Below are 21,462 nucleotides of genomic sequence, written 5' to 3' on the forward strand. Positions count from 1 at the left end.
AATGCGCCAATTGTCTCTGCACTGCAAGACTTGACTTCCATCTGTCGAAGCCTATTTTAGAATTATTCTAAACTTTGGATTCCCAAAATGCTCAGCCGATTCTTCCGCAACGACCGACGTCCTTTCGATTCGCTTTCCGAACAGGAAATTCTGGCGCTTGCCATATCCTCTGAAGAGGACGATGCACGCATCTATCTTGCCTATGCCGACGGCCTGCGCGACGAGTTTCCGCAATCGGCAAAAATTTTCGAGCAGATGGCAGCAGAAGAACACGGACATCGCGATGCGCTGATTGAACGGCACAAGGCCCGCTTTGGCGACCGGATTCCGCTGATCCGCCGCGAGCATGTCAGCGGTTACTATGATCGCAAACCGGACTGGCTGGTGCGTCCGCTTGGCATCGACAAGGTGCGCGAAGCTGCGTCGGAAATGGAGGAACAGGCCTATCGATTCTATGTTGAGGCCGCTAAACGCATCAGCGATGCAGACACCCGCAAGCTGCTAGGCGACCTTGCCCAACAAGAAAAGCAGCATGAAGCCAAGGCTGAATCGCTGGAACAGACTCTGACACCGAACGATGTGCAGGATGAAGAACGCGCCGCCGAGCGCAAACAGTTCATCCTGACCTATGTGCAGCCGGGACTGGCCGGATTGATGGATGGTTCCGTCTCCACTCTCGCACCAATCTTCGCTGCAGCCTTTGCCACGCAGGATACATGGCAGACATTTCTAATTGGCCTTTCGGCATCGGTCGGTGCAGGCATTTCCATGGGCTTCACCGAAGCCGTACATGACGACGGCAAGTTGTCAGGTCGAGGCTCGCCCATCAAACGTGGGCTCTCCTGCGGTATCATGACGACACTGGGTGGCCTTGGCCATACCCTGCCTTACCTGATCAGCGATTTCTGGACCGCAACGACGATTGCAGCGATTCTGGTGTTCTTCGAACTCTGGGCAATTGCCTTCATCCAGAACCGCTATATGGAAACGCCGTTCTTCCGCGCAGCGCTTCAGGTCGTATTCGGCGGCGCACTGGTTCTGGCAGCAGGCATACTGATCGGTAGCGCCTAAACCGTCACTGTATCGTGCGGTAGCGAAACGGGCCTCTCGAAAACATCAATAGCGATGCGGCCTTGCCGGGAAACAGTGACAAAGCTGTTTGCCGGAACCGCCATCCAGTTTCCTGCTTCGCCATCAAGCGGTTCAGACACGACACAGATGCCGGACGCACTGCCCAGTGTCGCCGTATAAAGTGTTGGGGCAAAAGCATCGGTGGCATAGCGGATCGCATAAAGCTGATTCCCATCGGAAAAAGCCGCAGTCAGTCGCAGAAACGGCGGTACACCGACGCGCACGGCCTCTTCAACAATCGTTGCCACCATCCGCTTCATGGCTAATGCAGGGTCACTATCAAGGCCAAACTCCAGCATCAACAGGAAGATCAGCTCCGAATCTGTCGCGCCATGTTTCTGACGATAGACGTCATCGCTGAGGTGACTTTCGAGCCTGCGCCGTAAACGATCAAAATCTCCGATCTGGCCATTATGCATAAAGCTCCAACGACCCGACACAAACGGATGGCAATTGGACCGGCTGGTTAGTCCGCCAGTCGACGCTCGCACATGCGCAAGAAAAAGGCGCGACTGGATTTGCCGCGCCAAACTCCGTAAATTTTGATCGGACCATGCGGGCAAAATATCCCGATACAGCCCCGGTTCGTCGCGATTTCCGTACCACGCAACCCCGAAACCGTCACCATTGGTACGCGTTTTGGCTTCATGCGCATCATGGCTTTGCGCCACGAGCGAATGACAGGGAGACGATATAATGTCTTCCAGATAGGTCTCAGGTCCGAGATAGGCAGCCCAACGGCACATGTTGTATCCGGAAATTACCGGCTCCGGTTGTGTGTCCGCTCATAAAGCTGGCGAACGATCGTGCTCGCAGTCTTCTCGAATAAAAATGGCAAAATTGCATGGATGAGCGCTGCGAAGGCTGCGCAAAAAAGCTTGAATGAAAAACGACCGGCAAAGGCCATGTGCTGGAAATAGGTTTCATCGACCGATTCCGGATGCTCGGTGAAGAGGCGTGTAATACGTGTCGTCATTGGAAATACTCCCGTCAATGAGCAATTCGTTCCCTTTTGTCCGGCACCAGAAGCGCCTTTCTGGAAAATCATTTTAGCAAAAGCATCCGAGATGAAATCTCAATTTGTCCTTGATAATTAACATTATATGAGACAATCATCCCAATATGAAACTCACTTTAGACGAAATTGACCGCAAAATCTTGGATGAGTTGCAGATTGACGGCACTCTGTCCGTTGATTCCCTGTCGGAGCGCGTTCATCTTTCACGCAACGCCTGCTGGCGGCGCGTCAAGCGCATGGAAGATGCAGGGATCATCAAGGCGCGTGTCGCTCTGATTGATGCCGAGATGGCCGGCTGCGGCCTATCCGTCTTCATTCTGGTGCGCACATCGAGCCACGATCCCGAATGGCTGGGCAAGTTTCGCAGCGCCATGGCACGCTTTCCTGAAATCGTCGGTGTCTATCGCATGACCGGCGATCTGGATTATGTCCTTAAAGCGCGCGTTGCTGACGTCAAAGCCTATGACCGACTCTATCAGCGGCTGATCGCAAGTGTTCCGCTGTCAGATGTTTCGGCTTCTTTCGTCATGGAAGAGATAAAAGAAACCACCGCCGTACCGCTGGAACGGGATTGAAACGCCTGAAAACAGCAGCTCATCGTGTATAAGCATGATCCAGTGCCGCACTATCATTGCAAAACGTCAAATAGGCGGTACACCTTTGGTGCAATTTAACGTATGAGCGTCGCCAATTTGAATTCCCGTATGAAAGGCTCTCTCATGACCGCAGCATCCTCTTCCACGCCTACGCTCGGCATCATCCGCCTCGAACATGCGGAAGGCCTTGAACTCCCCGCTTATGAAACTTCTGGCTCTGCAGGCATGGATCTCCGTGCCGCCGTTGCCGAAGACCGCCAGATTGTGCTTCTGCCAGGCCGCCGGACTTTGGTGCCAACTGGCCTCATCTTCGAAATTCCAGAAGGCTTTGAGGTACAGATCCGCCCTCGCTCGGGCCTTGCATTCAAGAATGGTATCACTTGCCTCAACACACCGGGCACAATCGACTCTGATTATCGCGGTGAAGTAAAAGTGCTTCTGGTTAATCTCGGCGACGACGATTTCCGCATCGAACGCGGTATGCGCATTGCGCAGGCCGTCTTCTCGCCTGTCGTTCAGCCAAAAATTGAAGAGCGTTCACAAATGAGCGAAACAGCACGCGGCGCTGGCGGTTTCGGTTCGACCGGAACAGCTTGATCGAGCGATCCAACAATCCTGATAAAAGCCGGAACCTCGTTCCGGCTTTTTTAATTTTAGCCTCCGAAGCACTGTATAGCGCCGGCCCAAAAACTACGACCATTGGGCGCATGACAAATAATTAAGATGAATTCTTGAGTGGGTGAGCATAGATATCTGGTTGATACAGCTGTTTTATATTGAATTCTCAGGGGTTACAGGGTGCTTAAATCCACCGATTCACTTCCGGCAGGTCAAAAGAAGACCGCATCAGCCAAACGCGCACCGCGTGGTCGGAGCCACTTGTGGATCTGGCTGCCGATAGCAGCCGTTGCCTTGGGTACGGGCTGGTATTTCCTGAGCGGACGAGAAGCCAGCAGCCAGAAAAGCACCTATCTGGCCGAGACCGTAGAACGCGGAAACATCGAAAACTCGATCACAGCGGTTGGTACGCTGAGCGCGCTGCGCAGTATTAATGTTGGCGCGCAGGTTTCCGGCCAGCTTAAAAGCGTCAAGGTCGAAGTTGGCGATGAGGTCAAACAAGGCGATCTGATTGCTGAAATCGACCCATCGCCCTTTGAAAAGAAGGTGGAAATCGCCAGCGCACAGCTCGATAATCTCAAAGCTCAGCTTTTGAGCAAGCAGGCGCAACTGACGCTGAAAAAATCGAACGCTGCCCGTCAACGTTCATTGCTCGCAAGCCGAAATGCTTCTCAGTCAACCATCGATCAGGCTGATGCCGATCTCGCCATGGCAGACGCTGATGTGAAAGCCCTGAGCGCACAAATCCGCCAGCAGGAAGCACAGCTTGCCAGTGACAAGGTCGATCTCGGTTATACCAAGATTTACAGCCCGATGGCTGGCACAGTCGTCGACCAAAGCGCCAAGGAAGGCGAAACGCTGAACGCGGTGCAGAGCGCACCGACAGTGGTCACGGTTGCGGACCTCAAGGTGATGACGGTCGAGGCGCAGGTCTCGGAAGCCGATATCAGCAAGCTGAAACCTGATATGCCAGTTTATTTCACGTTGCTGGGCCAGCCCGACAAACGGTTTACCGGCACGCTGCGTCAGATCAAGCCAACGCCACAGACCGACAACAATGTCGTTCTCTATTATGCGCTGTTCGACGTTCCCAACCCAACTGGTGAACTCATGATCAATATGAGTACACAGGTCTATTTCGTTCTCGATCACGCCGACAATGTGCTGATTGTCCCGACCGCAGCGCTTAATTCCAAGCGTGAAGGCTCAGGCAAACCACAGACAACTGTTCAGGTTGTCGATAAAAGCGGCTCTACCACGGAGCGCACCGTTGAAGTCGGTGTTCGCAACCGCGTACAGGCCGAAATCAAGAGCGGGCTTGAAGAAGGGGACAAAGTGGTCGTCACCTCTGCCTCGGCGACAGCAGGCTCGACCCAGCGCAATCGCAGGCCCGGCGGCATGTTCTTCTGATGGGGTCAGCCATGAACGAAACCATGAACGAAGCGCCCCTCATCAGGCTGCAGGATATCCGCAAGACCTACCACAATGGCGATCTCGCGGTTGAGGTTCTGCATGGCATTACGCTTGATATACGCGCCGGTGAGTTTGTCGCCATCAAGGGCGCATCCGGATCGGGCAAGTCGACACTCATGAATATTCTGGGCTGTCTCGACAGCCCCAGCGGCGGCGAATATCTGCTGGATGGCGAAGATGTATCAACCCTTGATGCAGACGAGTTGGCCGCGTTGCGCCGTCGTACTTTCGGCTTCGTCTTCCAGAGCTACAACCTCATTGCAACATCGACAGCGCAGGAAAACGTTGAAGTTCCGGCGATCTATGCTGGCATGCCTGCCGCTGAACGCCATGAGCGTGCAGCCGAACTTCTCGGTTCGCTGAAGCTTGGCGACCGTTTGGACCATCGTCCCAATCAGCTTTCCGGTGGTCAGCAGCAGCGCGTCTCCATAGCGCGTGCATTGATGAATGGTGGACGCATCATTCTCGCGGATGAGCCAACAGGCGCACTCGACAGCCAGAGTGGCGAAGATGTCATGGCACTGCTTCGCTCCATGCATGAACAGGGTCACACGATCATCGTCATCACCCACGCCCGCGAGGTTGCGGAACGGGCAGACCGGCTGATCGAAATCCGTGATGGTCAAATCCTGTCCGACACGACCAAGCGTGAAATGCCGGAAGGCGATGCGCCCAAAACTCTCCAGCAAATGACTGAAAGCGGCGGCGCGCAGATCGCCGATATTTCTGAAGCGGTTAAAATGGCGATGCGCGCCCTGCGTGCCAATATTTTCCGCACGATCCTGACCTTGCTTGGTATCATCATCGGCGTGAGTTCCGTCGTCACCATGCTTGCAATCGGCACGGGTGCGCAAAACTCTATCCTCGATCGCATCAATGCAATGGGCACCGATCTGGTGCTCATCCGGCCATCCATGCCCGGCTTTCGAGGTTCAGGGTCCGTGGCAACACTGGTGCCGGAAGATGCTGATGCTATCCTGCAGTTGCCAAATGTAAAAGCGGCTGTTCCGGAAGTGACTGGCAGCGTTACGCTCCGGCGCGGCAATGTCGATTATCAATCGCAAGCCAATGGCACCGTTGCGGCGTTCACCGAGGCGAAATCCTGGAAGGTTGCAACCGGCGACTTTATCACCGCCCATGATATGGAAACCTATGCCCCCGTCGCGGTACTGGGCTCCACAGTAGTCAAGACGCTGTTCCCGGATGGATCAAACCCCATTGGCCAATATATTCTGATCCAGAAAATACCCTTTCAGGTGATCGGAACTCTTGAATCCAAAGGCGCAGGCTTTGGCGGCTCCGATCAGGACGACGTGGTAATTGTCCCACTTTCGACCGGAAATCTGCGGCTGTTCGGCCAGAAATATGTCCGCACGATAACGGTTCAGGTGAAAGATGCCGATCTGATCGATACGACACAGGATCAAATTCAGGAGTTGCTGGATCACCGCCACAAGCAGCGGGACACTATGATCACCAATATGTCGTCGATTCGCGATGATGCAGCAGCCATGGGATCGACCATGACCCTGTTTCTGGGGTCGGTGGCAGCAATTTCGCTTCTAGTCGGCGGGATTGGTGTCATGAATATCATGCTGGTCAGCGTGACCGAGCGCACGCGAGAGATCGGCGTCCGCATGGCAACAGGTGCACGTCGCCGCGACATTCTGCTTCAGTTCATTACCGAAGCACTGACCGTCTCGGCGATTGGCGGTGCGGTTGGTGTTATCCTTGGTGTCGGTACGGCGGCAGTCATATCCTGGGCCGGTATGCCTGTTGGTTTCAGTGCAGGCCCTGTGCTTCTCGCCTTTGCCTGTGCCTTTGCCACGGGGCTGGTGTTTGGCTTCCTGCCAGCACGCAAAGCCTCCCGGCTTCTTCCAGCGGTGGCGCTGTCATCTGAATAAATTACCGAACCACAGAGCAAAAAGTTAAAAAGCCGGTCTGAAAACAGACCGGCTTTTTGAGAGATGACGCTGGCTTACTTGAAGAGTAGTGGCAAGGTAATCGGCATCCGGGCTTTGGCCATTGCTGCCGGCGGCGCAGGAACCGGAGAAGCCCGCCGCGCCGCTTCCAACGCCAGCTGATCCACTGTCGGATCTCCCGACGAACCGGCAAGACGTGCGGAAAGCACATTGCCAGATGGATCGATGACGAACGTCACCTGGACAAGCCCCTTGGAGTTCCTGCTCGCTTTGCGCTGCAGGAAGCGAACATTACGTGCCATATGGGCCTGCAATTTGGACGTCCATTTGGCCGAACTAACGCCTGCAGAAGCATTATTCTCACCACGGCGATTGGCTGCAGCCTTGGCGCCGTTATCGGCATCCATATGCGGCGCACTGGCCTGTTTGGTTTCCTTGGCCTTTTCAGCCTTCTTGGGCTTGGGCTTTTCAACCTTCTGCACCGGCTTAGGCTTTTCAGGCTTAGGCTTTTCAACTTTCTTTTCAGGCTTTGGTTCAGGCTTTTCAATCGGCAGCGGCACAGCCACTTCAGGCTTAGGCGCTTCGACCACATCCGGAATCACTTCTTCCGGTTCCTTGATTTCTTCGGGCACGGGTTCCGGCTCAGGCTCCGGTTCCTTGATTTCTTCCGGTACCGGCTCAGGCTCAACCTGCTCTTCAGGTTCTGCAGCTGTTTCCTGCTGTGGAGCCTCAGAAGCCACCTCTTCCATCGGAGCTTCAGGTTCAGGTGCAAGTTCGATCACCATGGCCGCGACCTGCGCGCCATCCGGCTGATCTTCCTCTTTCGTCAAGTGCACAGCATAAGCGCCAGCAGCATGAACACTAAGCACGATAATACCCGCACCGATCCAGCGCCCTGCATCGTGCCAGAAGGAATGATGATGGCTGTCGGTCGACGCCACATTCTTTATAGGGGGATGTTCGGGCGGGAGTCTGTCCATTTACTGAGCTCCCTGGGTAGCCGGAGCTGGAGCTGACGCAGGCGCGGAACCATCGGGCGTGGCAGCTCCAAGTGTTTCAAGTCCGACAAGCGCGATCTTGAGATAACCTGCTTCACGCAGCAGGTTCATCACACGCATCAGCTCACCATAACCAACATTCTTGTCGGCACGCAGGAAGACGCGGGCTTCCTTGTTTTTTTCCGACACGATGTCGAGCTTGGGTCCGAGACCTTCACGAACCACCGTGTCATTGCCAACGCTGACGGTCAGGTCTTCTTTGAGCGTTACATAAATCGGCTTGTCCGGGCGTGGTGCAGGTGTTGCGCTTGATGCCGGAAGGTCTACATTGATGTCGACCGTTGCCAAAGGTGCTGCAACCATGAAGATGATCAACAGAACCAGCATGACGTCAATGAACGGCGTCACGTTAATCTCGTGGTTCAGCTCCAGATCGTCGCCATCGCCTTCGCGAATTTTGCCAGCCATGAACGTTACTCCGCAGCGTGCAGCTTGCCTTCCGGCACACCTGCAGTCTTGAAGTCGAGATCGCGGCTCACAAGGCGCTCAACACCGGCAGACGCATCCGCCAGAAGCTGACGATAACCTGTGATCGCACGGGCGAACACGTTGTAGATCACAACAGCAGGGATAGCCGCCACAAGGCCGATAGCCGTTGCAAGCAATGCTTCCGCAATACCGGGAGCGACGACGGCGAGGTTGGTCGTCTGTGCCTGGCTGATACCGATGAACGAGTTCATGATGCCCCAGACAGTACCAAACAGACCGACGAAAGGTGCAACCGACCCGATGGTTGCCAGAATGCCTGTGCCTTTGGAAAGACGACGACCAGCCTTTGCTTCTATACGCGACAGGCGCGAAGAGACGCGTTCTTTAAGACCTTCACCGCCTGCACGCGCCAATGCCGGGCCGGAGAGACGAACTTCATCTTCGGCAGCGCGCACCAGAATTGCGGCAGGGCCTTTCGCACCATCCAGAGATCGGACAGCCTCAGAAAGCGTCGCCGAATGGCCGATCACCTTCATGGCACGCTTGGCGCGGCTGCGTGCACCAGCAAGTTCAAGAGATTTGGCAACCCAAACCGTCCAGGTTGCAAGCGATGCAAGTGCGAGGCCGATCATGACAGATTTGACCACCCAGTCGGCGGCCATGAACATGCCCCAAGGCGAAAGATCATGTGGCAAGACGAATGCAGGTGGCTCCCCCGCAGATGTCACAGGCTGCGCTGCTTCAGGCGTTGCCTGTTGAGCTGCGGCAGGCTCATTTGATGGGATCGTTGAAGATGCAGCAGCTGGCTGTTCTGTGGCCGGTATCGCATTGTTCGGTGCAGGTGCCGGTGTTGTCGGCTCGCTTGCAGCAGGCGCGCTTGGCGCGGGCGTTGCCGGTGCTGGACTTGTTGCAGCCGGATTATTGGTAACAGGCTCGGACGCGCCTTGCGCAAGTGCAGAACCCGCAAATGCCAGCAGCCCCACGCCCATCGCCGCAGCCGTGAAGCCTTTTCGCCAGAAACCAGTCATCTTGATCGCCTTTTGATTGTTCAGGTCCGAGCGCTCATGACTGATCGTTCATGCAGACCGTCGCGCCGCTTATCGGGCCTTTTCTTAACTCCCATTAACCTGATGATGCAAGTCATGTTTTGAATTTTGTTATATTTTCCCACATGAGCGCCCCCAAAAATGAGCAGAACTGCAGAAGAAATACCTGTTGCATAAAAACTTCAAATCAGACGTGATATAGACAAGATGGACAAACCCGGCACGCCTGATGGTTTGCATGGGTCTGCGGGAGGATATGCCAATGATGTTCAAGGACATTCAGACCCTCGAAAATGCAGCGCGCACAGCCATGGCAGGCAATGACGACCCATTGCCTGTGCAGCAGCGGCTGTTGAAACCATCCCATTACGGTCTGGCTTTCATAACCCTGCTTGGTGCTGCCTACCTCCTGCTTGCTTAAGGCTGCTACCGACACTCGCCGAAATTTACCATGACGAGCAGTAGGTCACGCATTGAGTTGCTGACCGGCGGCTTTGCATGCAACCATTGGGCCTGAATAACGTTATCCCGGTTGAGCAACATATGTTGCAGACCAGAGATCGAACAGGAGGCCTGACATGGCGCGCGGAACAACAAATACGCGGAAGATCGAGGAAAAACTCGAAGAAGCACTGACGGATTCGACAACCGAAGACCTTCAGTCACAGGTCGAACAACTCAAGGAAGATATTGCAGCCATTGCTGCCACCTTGGCTAATCTCGGCTCACAAACCGTCCGCGATGCGAAGCGCACTGCCAAGGAAACCTACAAAAGCGCATATGTGCAAAGCGAAGACGTGGTTGGCGACCTCAAAAACAAGGCGCAGGACGTCGAAGCTCAGCTGACCGAGACGATTCGCGCCCGGCCAATTGCGTCGCTCGCGACTGCTCTGGGCGTCGGTTATCTGCTCGCCCTCCTTTCGCGTCGCTGATACGCGCCATGCTGAAACTTTTAGCGCCAGTCGTGACAGCCCTTGCCGGTGACGAACTAAAACTCCTCACCGGACGAGCCAAGCGTGCCGCCATTTTTGGAGCGGTGATCGCTGTCTTCGGCCTTATCGCTGTTGTGTTTCTTTGCGTCGCGGCCTTTCTGACGCTGGCAGAAAATTACGGCGGGCCGATTGCAGCGCTTATTCTTGCAGGCCTGTCGTTGATCCTTGCTCTGCTGATTCTCGCTGTTCTGAAAATTCAGGCCGCTGCAGAAGAGAAAAAACGCAAGCAGCGTATTGAGGCAGACAAATCGGCTCTGATGGCAACCGCTGCAATTGCGACAGTCCCCTCTATTCTGAAACGTCCGATACTGGCAGTAGCGTTGCCGCTCGTGGGAATCGCGCTCGTCAGCCTGCTTTCAGACAAGAAGAAGCGCTAATCAAAAAAGCAGCTCCTGTGATAAACGAGAGCTGCTTTTTTGTTGCTGTCCTCTGCTATCCGGCGACTTCGCTTTCCCGATCTTCTTTTGCTTTAGCGAGTGAGGAAAGCCGCACAATAACACGTGTGCCAGAACCGCTTTCCGAGATTTCATAGACAGGCTTTTCACCGAACTGCATGCAAAGCTGCTCGACGACCAGCGTCCCGAGCCCGGTCTGCTCTTTGGCGTTCTCAGCGTCGCCTCTCAGCCAGCCAACGCCGTTATCTTCAACGATCAGTGCCGGTATTCCGGTTTCACCATCATATCTGAAGCTCACCGCAATCTGCCCCTCTTGCCGCCCTTTGAAGGCGTGCTTGACGGCATTGGTGATAAGTTCGCCCAAAATAATGCCAACGGTCGTGACGTCACGGGCCTTGAGATCGAGCGGCGCAAAATCAGTCTGAAAACTGATCTTGCGGTCTTCACCGATAGCATTGCGAATATCCTCGATAACGGTTTCCAGGAATTCGTCGATACGCGTCGATTCCATATCTTCGCCAAGACGAAGCCTGCGGTGAGCGGTAGAAACCGTTTGCACACGATCACGGGCGGCAGAAAGGGCAGAGCGCGCTTCTTCACTGCGCGTCTGTCGCAATTGCAATCCAAGCAACGATGAAACAGTGGCAAGGGAATTGCCGATACGATGGTTGGAATCCTGCAAAAGAATCTCGACGCGCTGACGCTCCCTTTCAGCGATGGCGCGTTCTTTCTCCAACTCGGCTGTCCGCTCACTCACCCGCTGTTCGAGAAGTTCTTTTTCCGACAGCAAGGCTGACTGCCCTTCAAAAAGAACCCGTGCTGCGCGCTGAACGCGTGAGAAAAGCAAAAAACTCAGCATAACGGCAGAGGCAAGCGCGACAATCGAAGTCGCTGTCAGCCAGTAACGCATCTGGTGAATATGGGCGTTACGCTCGGCAAGTTCCTGTTCTTCAGTGGCAATGAACTGCGATACGGTATCAGAAAGCTGGTCCATGAGGAGCCTGCCCTCATCACCGCGCACTTTTTCGATAGCTTCCTGAACCTTGCCTGCCTTGGCAAGATTGACTGTGGTTCGCACATCATCATGTGCACGCTCGACCAGCGCCCTGATCTTTTTGACGCGCACATCCTGTTGCGGATTGCCTTCCGTCAACAAAGCAAGATCGGAGAGCGTTTGATCAATATTGACGATAGAGTGTTGGTAAAGCTCGAGATAGGCATCATCCAGGGTCAGAAGATAACCGCGGCGGCTCATCTCAATATTATAGGCGATACGCGTGACGCGGCTGACTTGCTCGCGCAGTTCGAAATTCTTCGAAATATCAACGACCTGACTGTTAACGCCATAGGAAAGGAACAGTGTTATCAGCGCCGACAACAGGACCAGACTAAGCGACACGATGAATGCTATCGGCCGAACGGAAGGCTTTAAAAGACGATTTGAAAAGGCTGATGCCAAAGGTCAATCCACAATAGAACTATTACGCTTAAGCCTCACGCGCCAGGACGCCTGAAACAGATGGCGCTGCAACGTTTTGAAGCCGCAAACCAGCGCTGACGATCGCTACGGATCACCGGCACTGGCTTTACAAGCAAATATTAGTAGAGAGAAATCTTCAAGTAGCTAATGCTTAAAAAGCGCTCAGAGCATTTCCAGCAAAAGTGTGAAGCGGTTTTGCGTCGGAACTACTCTAGGGTCTGAGGGGATTTAGGTTTTTGGGCGTGGCGTGAGACGGATTCTGTTTCTGAACAGGAGAACAGGACGCCGTGGAGTGTATCTCCACAAGGGCTGCTCGACGCATTCAGAGAGAAAATCCGCCACCTCCTAAAGGGATATGGTGAAAATGGCCCAGTTTTGCTCCTAAACCTGTGCTATTTTCATCCATACCACGCTTCAAAACGAATCCTCCACAGAACCTAAGCAAAGCTTCTCAAAGTCACGCGGGAGGAGTTGGCATCAGGTCCGTAGTCTGCGTCACCTTCAATCTGCAATATCTCCTGCAGGCGCGTGCGGGCCCGGCTGACACGGCTTTTGATCGTGCCGACAGCACATCCGCAAATTTCGGCAGCTTCCTCGTAGGCAAAGCCCGACGCACCAATCAGAATGATTGCTTCACGCTGATCATCTGGTAACTGCTCGAGAGCTGCCTTGAAATCCTGCAAATCCAGCGTGCCATATTGTGAGGGATGCACTGCAAGCTGTTCACTGAACACACCATCCGTGTCCTGCACTTCACGACCGCGCTTGCGCATTTGCGTGTAAAATTCATTACGAAGGATCGTAAACAGCCAAGCCTTGATGTTGGTACCCAACTCAAAGGATTCCTGCTTGGCCCAGGCTTTCATTATTGTATCCTGAACGAGATCGTCAGCCCGGTCATGCTGACCGATCAGCGAAATTGCAAACGCACGCAGACTCGGCAACGATGCCAGAAGTTCACGCTTGAATTGCGCCATCTCCTCAGCCGACGGAACCTGTGCTCTGCTCACGCGTACTCTCCTGTTCAGCCTGATCGAGTTTTTCCAAAAGATCGAGAAAACGATCTGGAATTGTCTCGTCCTGTATCGAAGTATAAAGCGCCTTGAGTTTTAACCCGACCTCACAGTTCGGCCCCAAAATGTCCTTCCGGACGCGCCCATTGAGCCGTATCTGGGCTCCGTTCGCTTGAAGGTTTTTCTTGTTCGTCATCTCTTGTTCATTCTAGGCATTAAGCCCTGTTTCAATAATACCAAGCCCCAGCATTCACAGGCTAAATGCGCCCACTCTCAAAAAGTTCCCCGAATTGTCACTTTCTCGTGGAACTATTTTCAAACGGTGACGTTTTCGTACCATAATGCCGCGCTCTATAACATTCTCCAAAGGCATTCAGGCCTGACAGTAAGTGTTAGAAAAACAAGAATTGCGGCACTGAGGAGTCCAAGAACCATGACGTTATCGACGCGTATTGCGCCGCACCTTCCCTATCTTCGCCGTTTTTCACGCGCCCTGACGGGTTCGCAGGCATCAGGTGATGCCTATGTAGCAGCTACATTGGAAGCATTGATCGCCGATATCAGCATCTTCCCGCCCGCATCCGCCGACCGGATTGCCCTTTATCGGCTGTTCTGCAATCTCTATAAAACGGCGTCCATCCAGATACCGGAACCTGCTTCTGAATTTGCATGGGAAAAGCAGGCAGCACGGAACTTGTCCCACATCGCCCCTCTGCCCCGCCAGGCATTTCTGCTCGTCGCAGTCGAAGGCTTCAATGACCGTGAGGCAGCTGAGATTCTCGAATTGGAAGAAGGTGAGTTTGGCCGGATTCTGGCCGCTGCTTCCACTGAAATCTCAAAGCAGGTCGCGACCCGCATCATGATTATCGAAGATGAACCGCTGATTGCCATGGACATTGAACAGATGGTCGAAAGTCTGGGTCATGAAGTGGTTGGCATTGCGCGCACCAAGGACGAAGCACTCGCGCTTTACAAGCGAGAAAAGCCGCGCATGGTGCTTGCAGATATTCAGCTGGCAGACGGAAGCTCGGGCATCGATGCGGTCAATGAAATCCTTCAGGATGATACTGTTCCAGTGATCTTCATCACAGCCTTCCCAGAACGCCTGCTCACGGGTGAGCGGCCAGAGCCGACCTTCCTTGTGACGAAGCCGTTCAATCCCGACATGGTCAAGGCGCTTATCAGCCAAGCCCTGTTTTTTGAGGAAGCCGCTCAGGTCGCAGCCTGAAACCACGACGTAGAGTCCGTCAGTCGATGCGCCCTGTAAAGGAGAAGTCTTTTCAGGGGCATTGGCTTTCAGCAGACAATCATCCGCTTGAAAACGCGTGATTATTTTGGGTCTGGACCTGCAAATTGTCTATTCCGAGGAACCAAAGGCATACACCGGACGTTTCCCTTTCAATCAATGAAGAGGAGACCCAAAATGCTTTATTACGCTGTCGTTTTTCTCGTCGTGGCTCTGGTAGCAGGTGCCTTGGGCTTTGGCGGCATCGCTGGTGCATCAGCCGGTATTGCACAGATTCTGTTCTTCGTATTCCTTGCGCTGCTCGTCATATCGCTGATTGCTTCGGCGATCCGCAAAGCGTAACGGAGAGAAAGAACACCGCTGATAGGGGGCTGATTTCAGCCCTCCGTCAGCTTCTGAAAAGATCGCGTCGTTTTGTGGCTCTGGCCCCTTTTTCGGCTCTGGCCCCCTCTTTGGTTCTGGCCAATGGCGCAATCAGTCGTTTTCACAACAATCAGACATTATTGAACTCATCATTTCAGAACGCAATTTTATCGATCACCAAATCGTTTTCATTCTACCACGGGCGGCAGTTGAGGCATTCATGACAGCAGCAAACCCATCTCTCAATGAAACAGAGCCGGATGCTTCACGTTTGCGCGCATTATTAAGGGCCGTGCGGAACAGCAATGTTTGCGTTCTCTATCAAACACCTGATCTCCGCTACGCCTGGGGTGAAAACATCCCTTCCTACTGGCAGGAAAAATGGAAGGCCGGCGGGCAGGACTGCGATTTTATCTTCTCTACATCCATGTCACGGCTTGATCACGCCAAGCGCACAGCACTTGAAACCGGAATCGCACAGAATGTCGAACTGGCCATCAATGATGGCGACAAGCTTCGCTGGATAGAATTTCACATTGATTGTGATCGTGATTCTGGTGGTAATGTACTTGGGCTGGTCACCACGGCCCTTGAAATCAGCGAGTTGAAACGCCGCGAACAAGTGCTGAAAACATTGTTGCGTGAGGTCAGTCACCGCTCCAAAAATCTGCTCGCCATTGTGCAGAGCATCGCCAGCCAAACGGCTCGTTTCACCGATTCTGTCGATGACTTCCTTTTAAAATTCCGCGGCCGTATCCAGTCGCTTTCCTATTCCCAGGATCTGGTGACTGATTCCAATTGGCATGGCGCATTGTTCCTGGATCTTGTTCGCTCGCAAATCGAGAAATATATCGACATTAACGACGAGCGCCTGATCATCGAAAGTGACAATCCTTATCTGTTTCCCGGAGCTGCATTGCATGTGGGGCTTGCTCTGCATGAGCTGATCATCAATGCGACATCTTTTGGTGGGCTTTCGATCCCTTACGGTCGCGTCGTCATCTCTGCAAAAATCCAACGCACGGAAAAAGGCGACGAAGAGCTGGTTTTTCATTGGGAAGAAACCAATCCGTCCATGCCCGAAGTCTATCAACATGATCCACGCTTTGGCAGTGCCGTTCTGCAACGCATTGTTCCCTCTGCGGTGGGTGGCCATGCTGAGTACCGCGTGGATGGCGCAGGGGCTGTCTATTCTCTTACGGTTCCCGCAGAACAATTCGATTCTTAAAAACAAGCCTAAGCATTCAGGCCGATCCGGCACATCAATCCATTCCACGCGACAAAAGAAAAGCCGTCATGGTCCTGACCACAACGGCTTAACTCTGAATATGCGGAACGCCAGCTGCATAAACGGGGGGCGTCTGCGCGGCATTCTCGCTGTCCACTTCATACGGGGAGATTGAAGCGAACAATGAAGTCTGCTTGCGGGGCGGGTTGCAGTCTCCATATCCCAAAAACGCCGGTTGAGGGATTTGGTTCCCTCAGGATTTTATTTTTTTGCAATAAAGTTCGAGGCGATGATGAACAATCTCATATCCCAGCGAGCGGGCGATTTCTTCCTGCAATTTTTCAATCTTGTCGGAGCGGAATTCGACCACATCGCCACTATCCATATCGATGATATGGTCATGATGGGCGCCGCTTGCCTGCTCGAACCGAGACGGCCCGCCAGCAAAGGCATGGCGGTGAATAGCACCCAGTTCTTCCAGCAGTTTCATAGTTCGGTAAACGGTCGATAGCGAAATGCTATTATCAATCTCAACCGCGCGCCGAAAAATCTCCAGCGCATCCGGGTGATCTTCCGTCTCGGTCAATATGTTGAGGATGATCCGGCGTGGTCGTGTAATGCGGACACCAGCCTGCCTCAACTCCTGCTCATAATCGGGTTTTTTGTACGATTCACTCATGCCCGGATTATGCACCGGCAATGCTCCAGTTGCAAATTTTTGCAACTGGAATGGAGAACATCTCCCCAGACCATTTTATCCTGCGCCTGTGCCGCCTCACTTCCTTTCAGAAGAATGCGCAAATCTCACAACTGAAAATTCACAAATAGGCGAGCGGTGAGAGGCTCAGAACAATGCCGATGAATGCCACAAAGCTGCGCCAATAAAACAAACCCCAGAGACCGAATATGATCCCCACTGGCGCGGTATAGACGCAGAATACGACCAGATATCCGTCGTTACCGACGCCGAAGAAAGCGAGATAATAGAAAATGAAAGCGGTTATTGCGCCAAAGATCAGGGATGCAATCGCCGAGAAGCACCAGTTTCGCTTCCTGATAGGTTTTGCCTGATCCATGCCCAGTCAATTCCCCGAATATGTTTCCGAACCATCAGCCTTATGCGGGCCACTACTCAAACCTTAGAATCTCAACTGGATAAGGCCCGATAGCCGAAGGCACCATCATAAGCAGTCGCCACCACCTATGGTGCGCCCACTCGAAAATAGGTGCCGGCTGCGGTGCCAAAGCCACCTGACGTAGACTCATCGCAGAACGGGGTCGGAATATTCAGCGTTGCCCCTTCCAGACGTAACACCAGAGGACCGCCCTCACCCTTAAATTCGGCTTCACCAGCCGATTTCTGCTCAATCACACCCTCGAAACTGCACACCCAGGTCCCATTGGCCTGATCTGCAACATTGACATTCACAGCAAGTTGGCCTGATGGTTTCTTTTCTACCTCAATGGCACCCCATGCATTGCTCCAGTTGCCTTCAAGAGACGAGTTATCTGTGACTGAAATCCAATTGAGGAATTCTGCACGCATGTCTGTCCGGTCCAGCAAGCCGGTCAGCCTATTTTCCAGATTAGACAGATTGCTTTCAAATGCTTCAGCCCGAATCTTGATAAAGGCGCTCTGATCGTTGCGAAGTGCTTCCTTCAATGTAGGATCGGCTCTTTCAATCAGTGCAGAATAAGCAATCGACATAGCGCGATCCGCTTCGGCAATGTCTGGCTTGGAACAAATTGCCTTTTCCATTGCCGTCGAAGCTTTTCCGCAGTCAAACCCTGCTTGAGCTAGCGCTGGCACCTGGGGGAACGCGTAAATCCCTAAAGCAGCGCACAAGACAGCGGAGTATTTCGTATGACGCATTTTCACCCTCAGTGTTCAACTCTTAAACTGTCGTCGAATGTCTTTGATCAGGAGTAGACTTGTAATGGCTTAATGCCATTTATCCAACTCTTTAGAGCGCATCCCGAAAAGTGTGAAACGGTTTCCGGAAAAGATGCGCGTTAAAACAAAAAGTTAGAGCGCAATCTGATTCAATCAGATTGAAACCCGCTCTAAGCAACGTTTGCACGGAATGCAGGAGGGGTGGGTTACATCAGTCTGTAAGCACAAGCGTTTCGCCAAATTGAACCAACGTCAATTCGCAAAAAAGGGCCTATTTAATTGAAGCAATGCCTATTAACGGTGCCATATCCATTTACCCAAACCCCGTTGATTTAACTGGCGCGTGAATAACTGATGCCGGGTAAAATTTCATTTAAGGTTGTGCTTGACCACCCGCCGCGCCTCTGCCAGCTTGCGGCAAACAGGGGGCAACCATGAAGCGATTTATTCCAATCATTGTAAGCATCTGCGCGGTTGCATCGGTCACGGCATGCACAACAAGCGACAAATCCAAAGAAAGCAGTTCGGCACATATTGCCGCGGTTCCACAGCAGACAGCAGCACCCAAGCTTATTGACAGCTACAGCGCTCATATCAGCGAGAAAGATAAGGTCGATAATAAGGGTGTTAAGCTGACAAATGCAAAAGCAATCCTATTGCAAGACCGTAAGAATTATTACGATTTCAACCTGCGAGATAAGGGCGACACTCCGAGCAAAGTATTCGCCAGCAAAGAAAACAGGTGGGGTGAAGGCAAACCAATTTCGGAAATGAAATGGGAACCTGTTTCTTCGGGCCGCCCTGAAAAGGGCTATCAATGGAAAATGCGGCAAGGGGTTGAGTATGAAATCATCAAAGGCAACCCCGATTTGAAAATCCAAGTATACAATGACGGCAACATTCACGTTGACCCGATGCAGCCATATTAACCGCTGCGGACACAGACCAGACGCCGCAGGGTTGTGATACCCTTTACTAAGACATAGTGCAGATTTGAGCCATCAGCTTTCTGCCAGCGGTGGGAACCTCTATGCGTCCTAGTCCTCACCGGATTTGGCTTGTTCGTAAGCCTCGAAAAGCGAGGAAACGAGAACGCCATTGATACGCATTCCGGTCAGATCCGCATCTGTGATGTTGGCATCCACCAATGTAACGCCGCTGATATTCAAGCCCGTCATGTTGGCGTTTGTAATGGTGGAGCTGGACATGTTGACATTATTAAAACGCACTGCTGTCAGATTGACATCGTCAAACTCTGCCTCGCTTAAATTCACATCATTGAATTTTGCTTTGCTTAAAACAGCATAGAACCGTGCCCCTGTTAGATTTACGCCGTCAAAATTCGTACCCGACATATCAGCGTGATGATAATGGGTGTCCTGCATTTGAGGGCCATCGAAAGGGTTGTTCGTTGGTTTATCACTCATGTCGGTCTATCCTCTCGTATCTATTTGGGTGCCGCACTCAAGTTGCACTATAGTCAGTGATTATGAAAGGCTCACAAATAGGCCAAAGACAGAAGCACTGTTTCGGATGCTTTATCGAGTTTTACGAGGCCTCCTAAATATTAGGGAGGAGATCTGCACAATCTTATGCAGCCCCCCTGTCGGCGTTTCGCGCGCAATAAAAAATCGAGATTTACTGATAGGCAACCGAATAAGAGATTGTCGCGCCCTACCGCCTAAACGGACATAAAGACACAGCTATATCCATTCTCAGAAACCGCTTATCGACGGTTATTGGAAAACTTTCATCGGATGACGGCTAAATGATTGATTTTGCTGGTACGCCCAAGGGGAATCGAACCCCTGTTTGCGCCGTGAGAGGGCGCCGTCCTAACCGCTAGACGATGGGCGCAGAGCCAAGTAGCTTTCGCTGATATAGACCTGACAGGTCAAAAGCGCAATGCCGACTGAAATTGAAAGGGCGACAGAACTGCCGCCCTCGAACTCATAATTACTCGACATTGCCGAGCTTGATGCGGCCCACGATACGGGACTCGCGATAATCGTAAACGATAATCTCAGTACCGCCATCTGGCAGCAAAGTTTCCAGCGAAAGCTGCTGACCGGAAAGGCTCTGCGACAACAGGCGTGTGCCCGGCGCAAGCTCAATCTGCGATTCAATCAGCTTGACTGGCTCAGGCAGCGAGGGTGCAATTGCAGCCTGTCCCGGAATGTCTGAACGCGCAGCTTCTGTTTCGCTGGCGTCTGGCGCGCGATTGATCTTGTAGACAACTGCGACAAGCACAGCCATAAGACCAATCAACATGACACCGATGGAAACTGCAAGCAGACGGATCATCTTGCGACGGACTTTCTCCATCGCTGGATCAAGCGGGGGTTCCGGCTGTTGCGGTTCCGGATAATAACCCTGCTGATAGTCCTGATATCCTGAATCCTGCTGATTCTGATATCGGGGATAGTGTGGATCCTGCATTAAATGACTCCGGTTCATGCACCCGCGTGGGCGCGTGATAACGAAGGGAAGAGACAATTGAAAGAACTAATTGCCGACCTAGACGCTGCGGGCAAAAGATTAGACCAGTGGCTGGCCGCAGCATTGGGGCCGGAACTCTCCCGCAGTCGCGTCCAGTCCCTGATTGCTGAGGGTCACGTGACCCTCGATGGTGTTCCCGCCAGCGGCGCAAAACAAAAGCTGCGCGAAGGCATGAAGATTGCCATCGTGCTGCCAGAGCCTGAACCTGCCGACCCGCAAGGCGAGAACATCCCGCTGGATATTCTCTATGAAGACGATGATCTCATCGTCATCAACAAGCCAGCTGGCCTTGTTGTCCATCCGGGCAACGGCAACTGGACGGGAACGCTTGTTAATGCCCTCATATATCATTGTGGCGATAGCTTGTCCGGCATTGGAGGAATTCGCCGTCCGGGTATCGTTCATCGTCTGGATAAGGACACAAGCGGTGTCATGGTCGTCGCCAAAAACGATCTTTCGCATCGCCACCTGAGCGAACAGTTTGCTGACCATGGCCGCACGGGTGATCTCGAACGCGCTTACCTTGCACTCGTCTGGGGCATGACTGAGCGCCCGCAAGGTGTGATTGATGCGCATCTTGGTCGCTCCCATCGCGATCGCACCAAACAAGCTGTCGTGAAAGAAGAACGCGAAGATGCGCGGCACGCAGTAACTCATTATTCAACAATAGAGAAATTTGCACCGCAGGAAGATGCGACCTCGCTTGCTTCGCTGGTCGAATGCCGCCTTGAAACAGGCCGCACGCATCAGATACGCGTTCACATGGCCCATATCGGCCATCCGCTTGTCGGCGACATGGATTATGGCAGCGCCTACAAAACTAAAGCCAATAAGCTGCCAGAACCGCTAAAGAACGCCGTACACGGCTTCCACCGGCAGGCGCTGCACGCCTGGCTTCTCGCTTTCACACATCCTGCAACAGAAGAGCTGATGCGCTTTGAAGCCGCAATGCCGGAAGATATGGAGCACCTTCTGGAAAGTTTCCGCAGCTACTCTATATAAGTCTGTAAAGAATATAGGGCTCGTTTTAGGCCACTCATGGAACTGTCTGAGCAAGAACG

Annotated in this window: 26 protein-coding genes and 1 tRNA gene; 13 read left to right on the plus strand and 14 right to left on the minus strand. The window is 53.0% G+C overall.

Going from position 1 to position 21,462, the window contains the following annotated elements:
• Positions 1-87: 87 nt before the first annotated feature.
• The gene (gene mbfA / locus C9380_RS10105; RefSeq protein WP_024895674.1) at positions 88-1,071 is read left to right on the plus strand and encodes an iron exporter MbfA; all 984 of its coding nucleotides are present in this window, start codon (positions 88-90) and stop codon (positions 1,069-1,071) included.
• Here mbfA and C9380_RS10110 read toward each other — a convergent pair.
• Both C9380_RS10110 and C9380_RS10115 read right to left on the minus strand, forming a co-directional pair.
• A complete protein-coding gene (locus C9380_RS10110) occupies positions 1,068-1,877 on the minus strand; it encodes a class II glutamine amidotransferase (RefSeq protein ID WP_024895675.1) in 810 nt (269 codons plus the stop codon). The genes mbfA and C9380_RS10110 overlap by 4 nt on opposite strands.
• Before the next feature lie 14 nt (positions 1,878-1,891).
• Positions 1,892-2,107 carry a DUF6356 family protein gene (locus tag C9380_RS10115; protein WP_007876511.1) on the minus strand — a complete coding sequence of 72 codons (216 nt, stop codon included), beginning with the start codon at positions 2,105-2,107 and terminating at the stop codon, positions 1,892-1,894.
• A gap of 146 nt (positions 2,108-2,253) precedes the next feature.
• On the opposite strand from C9380_RS10115, the gene C9380_RS10120 reads away from it, so the two are divergent.
• From C9380_RS10120 to C9380_RS10135, 4 genes are all read left to right on the plus strand, one after another.
• Positions 2,254-2,724, plus strand: a complete 471-nt coding sequence (locus tag C9380_RS10120) for an Lrp/AsnC family transcriptional regulator (protein ID WP_105706835.1) — start codon at positions 2,254-2,256, stop codon at positions 2,722-2,724.
• A 144-nt stretch (positions 2,725-2,868) separates the two neighbouring features.
• The gene (gene dut / locus C9380_RS10125; protein ID WP_128093477.1) at positions 2,869-3,342 is read left to right on the plus strand and encodes a dUTP diphosphatase; all 474 of its coding nucleotides are present in this window, start codon (positions 2,869-2,871) and stop codon (positions 3,340-3,342) included.
• Between the two features lie 201 nt (positions 3,343-3,543).
• On the plus strand, positions 3,544-4,773 hold the full coding sequence (locus C9380_RS10130) for an efflux RND transporter periplasmic adaptor subunit (RefSeq protein ID WP_128093478.1): 1,230 nt from the start codon (positions 3,544-3,546) through the stop codon (positions 4,771-4,773).
• Positions 4,774-4,796: 23 nt separating this feature from the next.
• Positions 4,797-6,740, plus strand: a complete 1,944-nt coding sequence (locus C9380_RS10135; RefSeq protein WP_128093652.1) for a MacB family efflux pump subunit — start codon at positions 4,797-4,799, stop codon at positions 6,738-6,740.
• Positions 6,741-6,814: 74 nt separating this feature from the next.
• Here the strand turns inward: C9380_RS10135 and C9380_RS10140 are convergent, their stop codons facing one another.
• Genes C9380_RS10140 through exbB form a run of 3 tightly spaced genes read right to left on the minus strand, consistent with a single transcriptional unit; the run spans position 6,815 to position 9,273 of the window.
• Positions 6,815-7,738, minus strand: a complete 924-nt coding sequence (locus tag C9380_RS10140; protein WP_024895680.1) for an energy transducer TonB family protein — start codon at positions 7,736-7,738, stop codon at positions 6,815-6,817.
• Positions 7,739-8,224 carry a TonB system transport protein ExbD gene (gene exbD / locus C9380_RS10145; RefSeq protein WP_024895681.1) on the minus strand — a complete coding sequence of 162 codons (486 nt, stop codon included), beginning with the start codon at positions 8,222-8,224 and terminating at the stop codon, positions 7,739-7,741.
• Positions 8,225-8,229: 5 nt separating this feature from the next.
• The gene (gene exbB, locus C9380_RS10150; RefSeq protein WP_128093479.1) at positions 8,230-9,273 is read right to left on the minus strand and encodes a tonB-system energizer ExbB; all 1,044 of its coding nucleotides are present in this window, start codon (positions 9,271-9,273) and stop codon (positions 8,230-8,232) included.
• A 280-nt stretch (positions 9,274-9,553) separates the two neighbouring features.
• Between exbB and C9380_RS26805 the strand changes: the two genes are divergently transcribed.
• The 3 genes from C9380_RS26805 (at position 9,554) to C9380_RS10160 (ending at position 10,660) form a co-directional block, all read left to right on the plus strand.
• Positions 9,554-9,712, plus strand: coding sequence for a hypothetical protein (locus C9380_RS26805; RefSeq protein ID WP_164844641.1), 159 nt, complete (start codon positions 9,554-9,556; stop codon positions 9,710-9,712).
• A 157-nt stretch (positions 9,713-9,869) separates the two neighbouring features.
• Positions 9,870-10,223, plus strand: a complete 354-nt coding sequence (locus tag C9380_RS10155; protein ID WP_024895683.1) for a DUF883 family protein — start codon at positions 9,870-9,872, stop codon at positions 10,221-10,223.
• 8 nt (positions 10,224-10,231) lie between these two features.
• Positions 10,232-10,660: a phage holin family protein gene (locus C9380_RS10160; RefSeq protein ID WP_128093480.1), complete on the plus strand. Its 429-nt coding sequence runs from the start codon at positions 10,232-10,234 to the stop codon at positions 10,658-10,660.
• A 55-nt stretch (positions 10,661-10,715) separates the two neighbouring features.
• On the opposite strand, the gene C9380_RS10165 is transcribed toward C9380_RS10160, so the two are convergent.
• From C9380_RS10165 to C9380_RS10175, 3 genes are all read right to left on the minus strand, one after another.
• Positions 10,716-12,137 carry a sensor histidine kinase gene (locus tag C9380_RS10165; protein WP_128093481.1) on the minus strand — a complete coding sequence of 474 codons (1,422 nt, stop codon included), beginning with the start codon at positions 12,135-12,137 and terminating at the stop codon, positions 10,716-10,718.
• A 458-nt stretch (positions 12,138-12,595) separates the two neighbouring features.
• A complete protein-coding gene (locus C9380_RS10170) occupies positions 12,596-13,135 on the minus strand; it encodes an RNA polymerase sigma factor (RefSeq protein ID WP_036566548.1) in 540 nt (179 codons plus the stop codon).
• 4 nt (positions 13,136-13,139) lie between these two features.
• Complete coding sequence (locus tag C9380_RS10175) at positions 13,140-13,367, minus strand: NepR family anti-sigma factor (RefSeq protein WP_024895687.1); 228 nt, start codon at positions 13,365-13,367, stop codon at positions 13,140-13,142.
• 237 nt (positions 13,368-13,604) lie between these two features.
• Here C9380_RS10175 and C9380_RS10180 point away from each other — a divergent pair, with 237 nt between their 5' ends.
• From C9380_RS10180 to C9380_RS10190, 3 genes are all read left to right on the plus strand, one after another.
• Entirely contained in the window at positions 13,605-14,399 is a 795-nt protein-coding gene (locus tag C9380_RS10180) for a response regulator (RefSeq protein ID WP_128093482.1), read from the plus strand.
• A gap of 195 nt (positions 14,400-14,594) precedes the next feature.
• A complete protein-coding gene (locus tag C9380_RS10185) occupies positions 14,595-14,759 on the plus strand; it encodes a DUF1328 domain-containing protein (RefSeq protein WP_024895689.1) in 165 nt (54 codons plus the stop codon).
• Between the two features lie 241 nt (positions 14,760-15,000).
• Positions 15,001-16,008: a sensor histidine kinase gene (locus C9380_RS10190; protein ID WP_024895690.1), complete on the plus strand. Its 1,008-nt coding sequence runs from the start codon at positions 15,001-15,003 to the stop codon at positions 16,006-16,008.
• A gap of 253 nt (positions 16,009-16,261) precedes the next feature.
• Here C9380_RS10190 and C9380_RS10195 read toward each other — a convergent pair whose 3' ends face one another.
• The 3 genes from C9380_RS10195 to C9380_RS10205 form a co-directional block, all read right to left on the minus strand.
• On the minus strand, positions 16,262-16,687 hold the full coding sequence (locus C9380_RS10195; protein ID WP_024895691.1) for a Fur family transcriptional regulator: 426 nt from the start codon (positions 16,685-16,687) through the stop codon (positions 16,262-16,264).
• 139 nt (positions 16,688-16,826) lie between these two features.
• A complete protein-coding gene (locus C9380_RS10200) occupies positions 16,827-17,084 on the minus strand; it encodes a hypothetical protein (protein ID WP_210348105.1) in 258 nt (85 codons plus the stop codon).
• Between the two features lie 125 nt (positions 17,085-17,209).
• Positions 17,210-17,881: a lysozyme inhibitor LprI family protein gene (locus C9380_RS10205; RefSeq protein WP_128093483.1), complete on the minus strand. Its 672-nt coding sequence runs from the start codon at positions 17,879-17,881 to the stop codon at positions 17,210-17,212.
• Positions 17,882-18,336: 455 nt separating this feature from the next.
• Here C9380_RS10205 and C9380_RS10210 point away from each other — a divergent pair, with 455 nt between their 5' ends.
• Complete coding sequence (locus C9380_RS10210; RefSeq protein ID WP_100558610.1) at positions 18,337-18,831, plus strand: hypothetical protein; 495 nt, start codon at positions 18,337-18,339, stop codon at positions 18,829-18,831.
• Between the two features lie 108 nt (positions 18,832-18,939).
• Here the strand turns inward: C9380_RS10210 and C9380_RS10215 are convergent, their stop codons facing one another.
• The 3 genes from C9380_RS10215 to C9380_RS10225 form a co-directional block, all read right to left on the minus strand.
• Positions 18,940-19,329, minus strand: a complete 390-nt coding sequence (locus C9380_RS10215) for a pentapeptide repeat-containing protein (protein WP_100558609.1) — start codon at positions 19,327-19,329, stop codon at positions 18,940-18,942.
• Positions 19,330-19,684: 355 nt separating this feature from the next.
• Positions 19,685-19,759, minus strand: a tRNA-Glu gene (locus C9380_RS10220).
• Between the two features lie 99 nt (positions 19,760-19,858).
• Entirely contained in the window at positions 19,859-20,341 is a 483-nt protein-coding gene (locus tag C9380_RS10225; RefSeq protein WP_128093484.1) for a hypothetical protein, read from the minus strand.
• Positions 20,342-20,344: 3 nt separating this feature from the next.
• Between C9380_RS10225 and C9380_RS10230 the strand changes: the two genes are divergently transcribed.
• Entirely contained in the window at positions 20,345-21,403 is a 1,059-nt protein-coding gene (locus tag C9380_RS10230; protein ID WP_210249786.1) for an RluA family pseudouridine synthase, read from the plus strand.
• Positions 21,404-21,462: the final 59 nt, after the last annotated feature.

The organism is Brucella pituitosa, assembly GCF_003049685.1.
GTDB lineage: Bacteria > Pseudomonadota > Alphaproteobacteria > Rhizobiales > Rhizobiaceae > Brucella > Brucella pituitosa.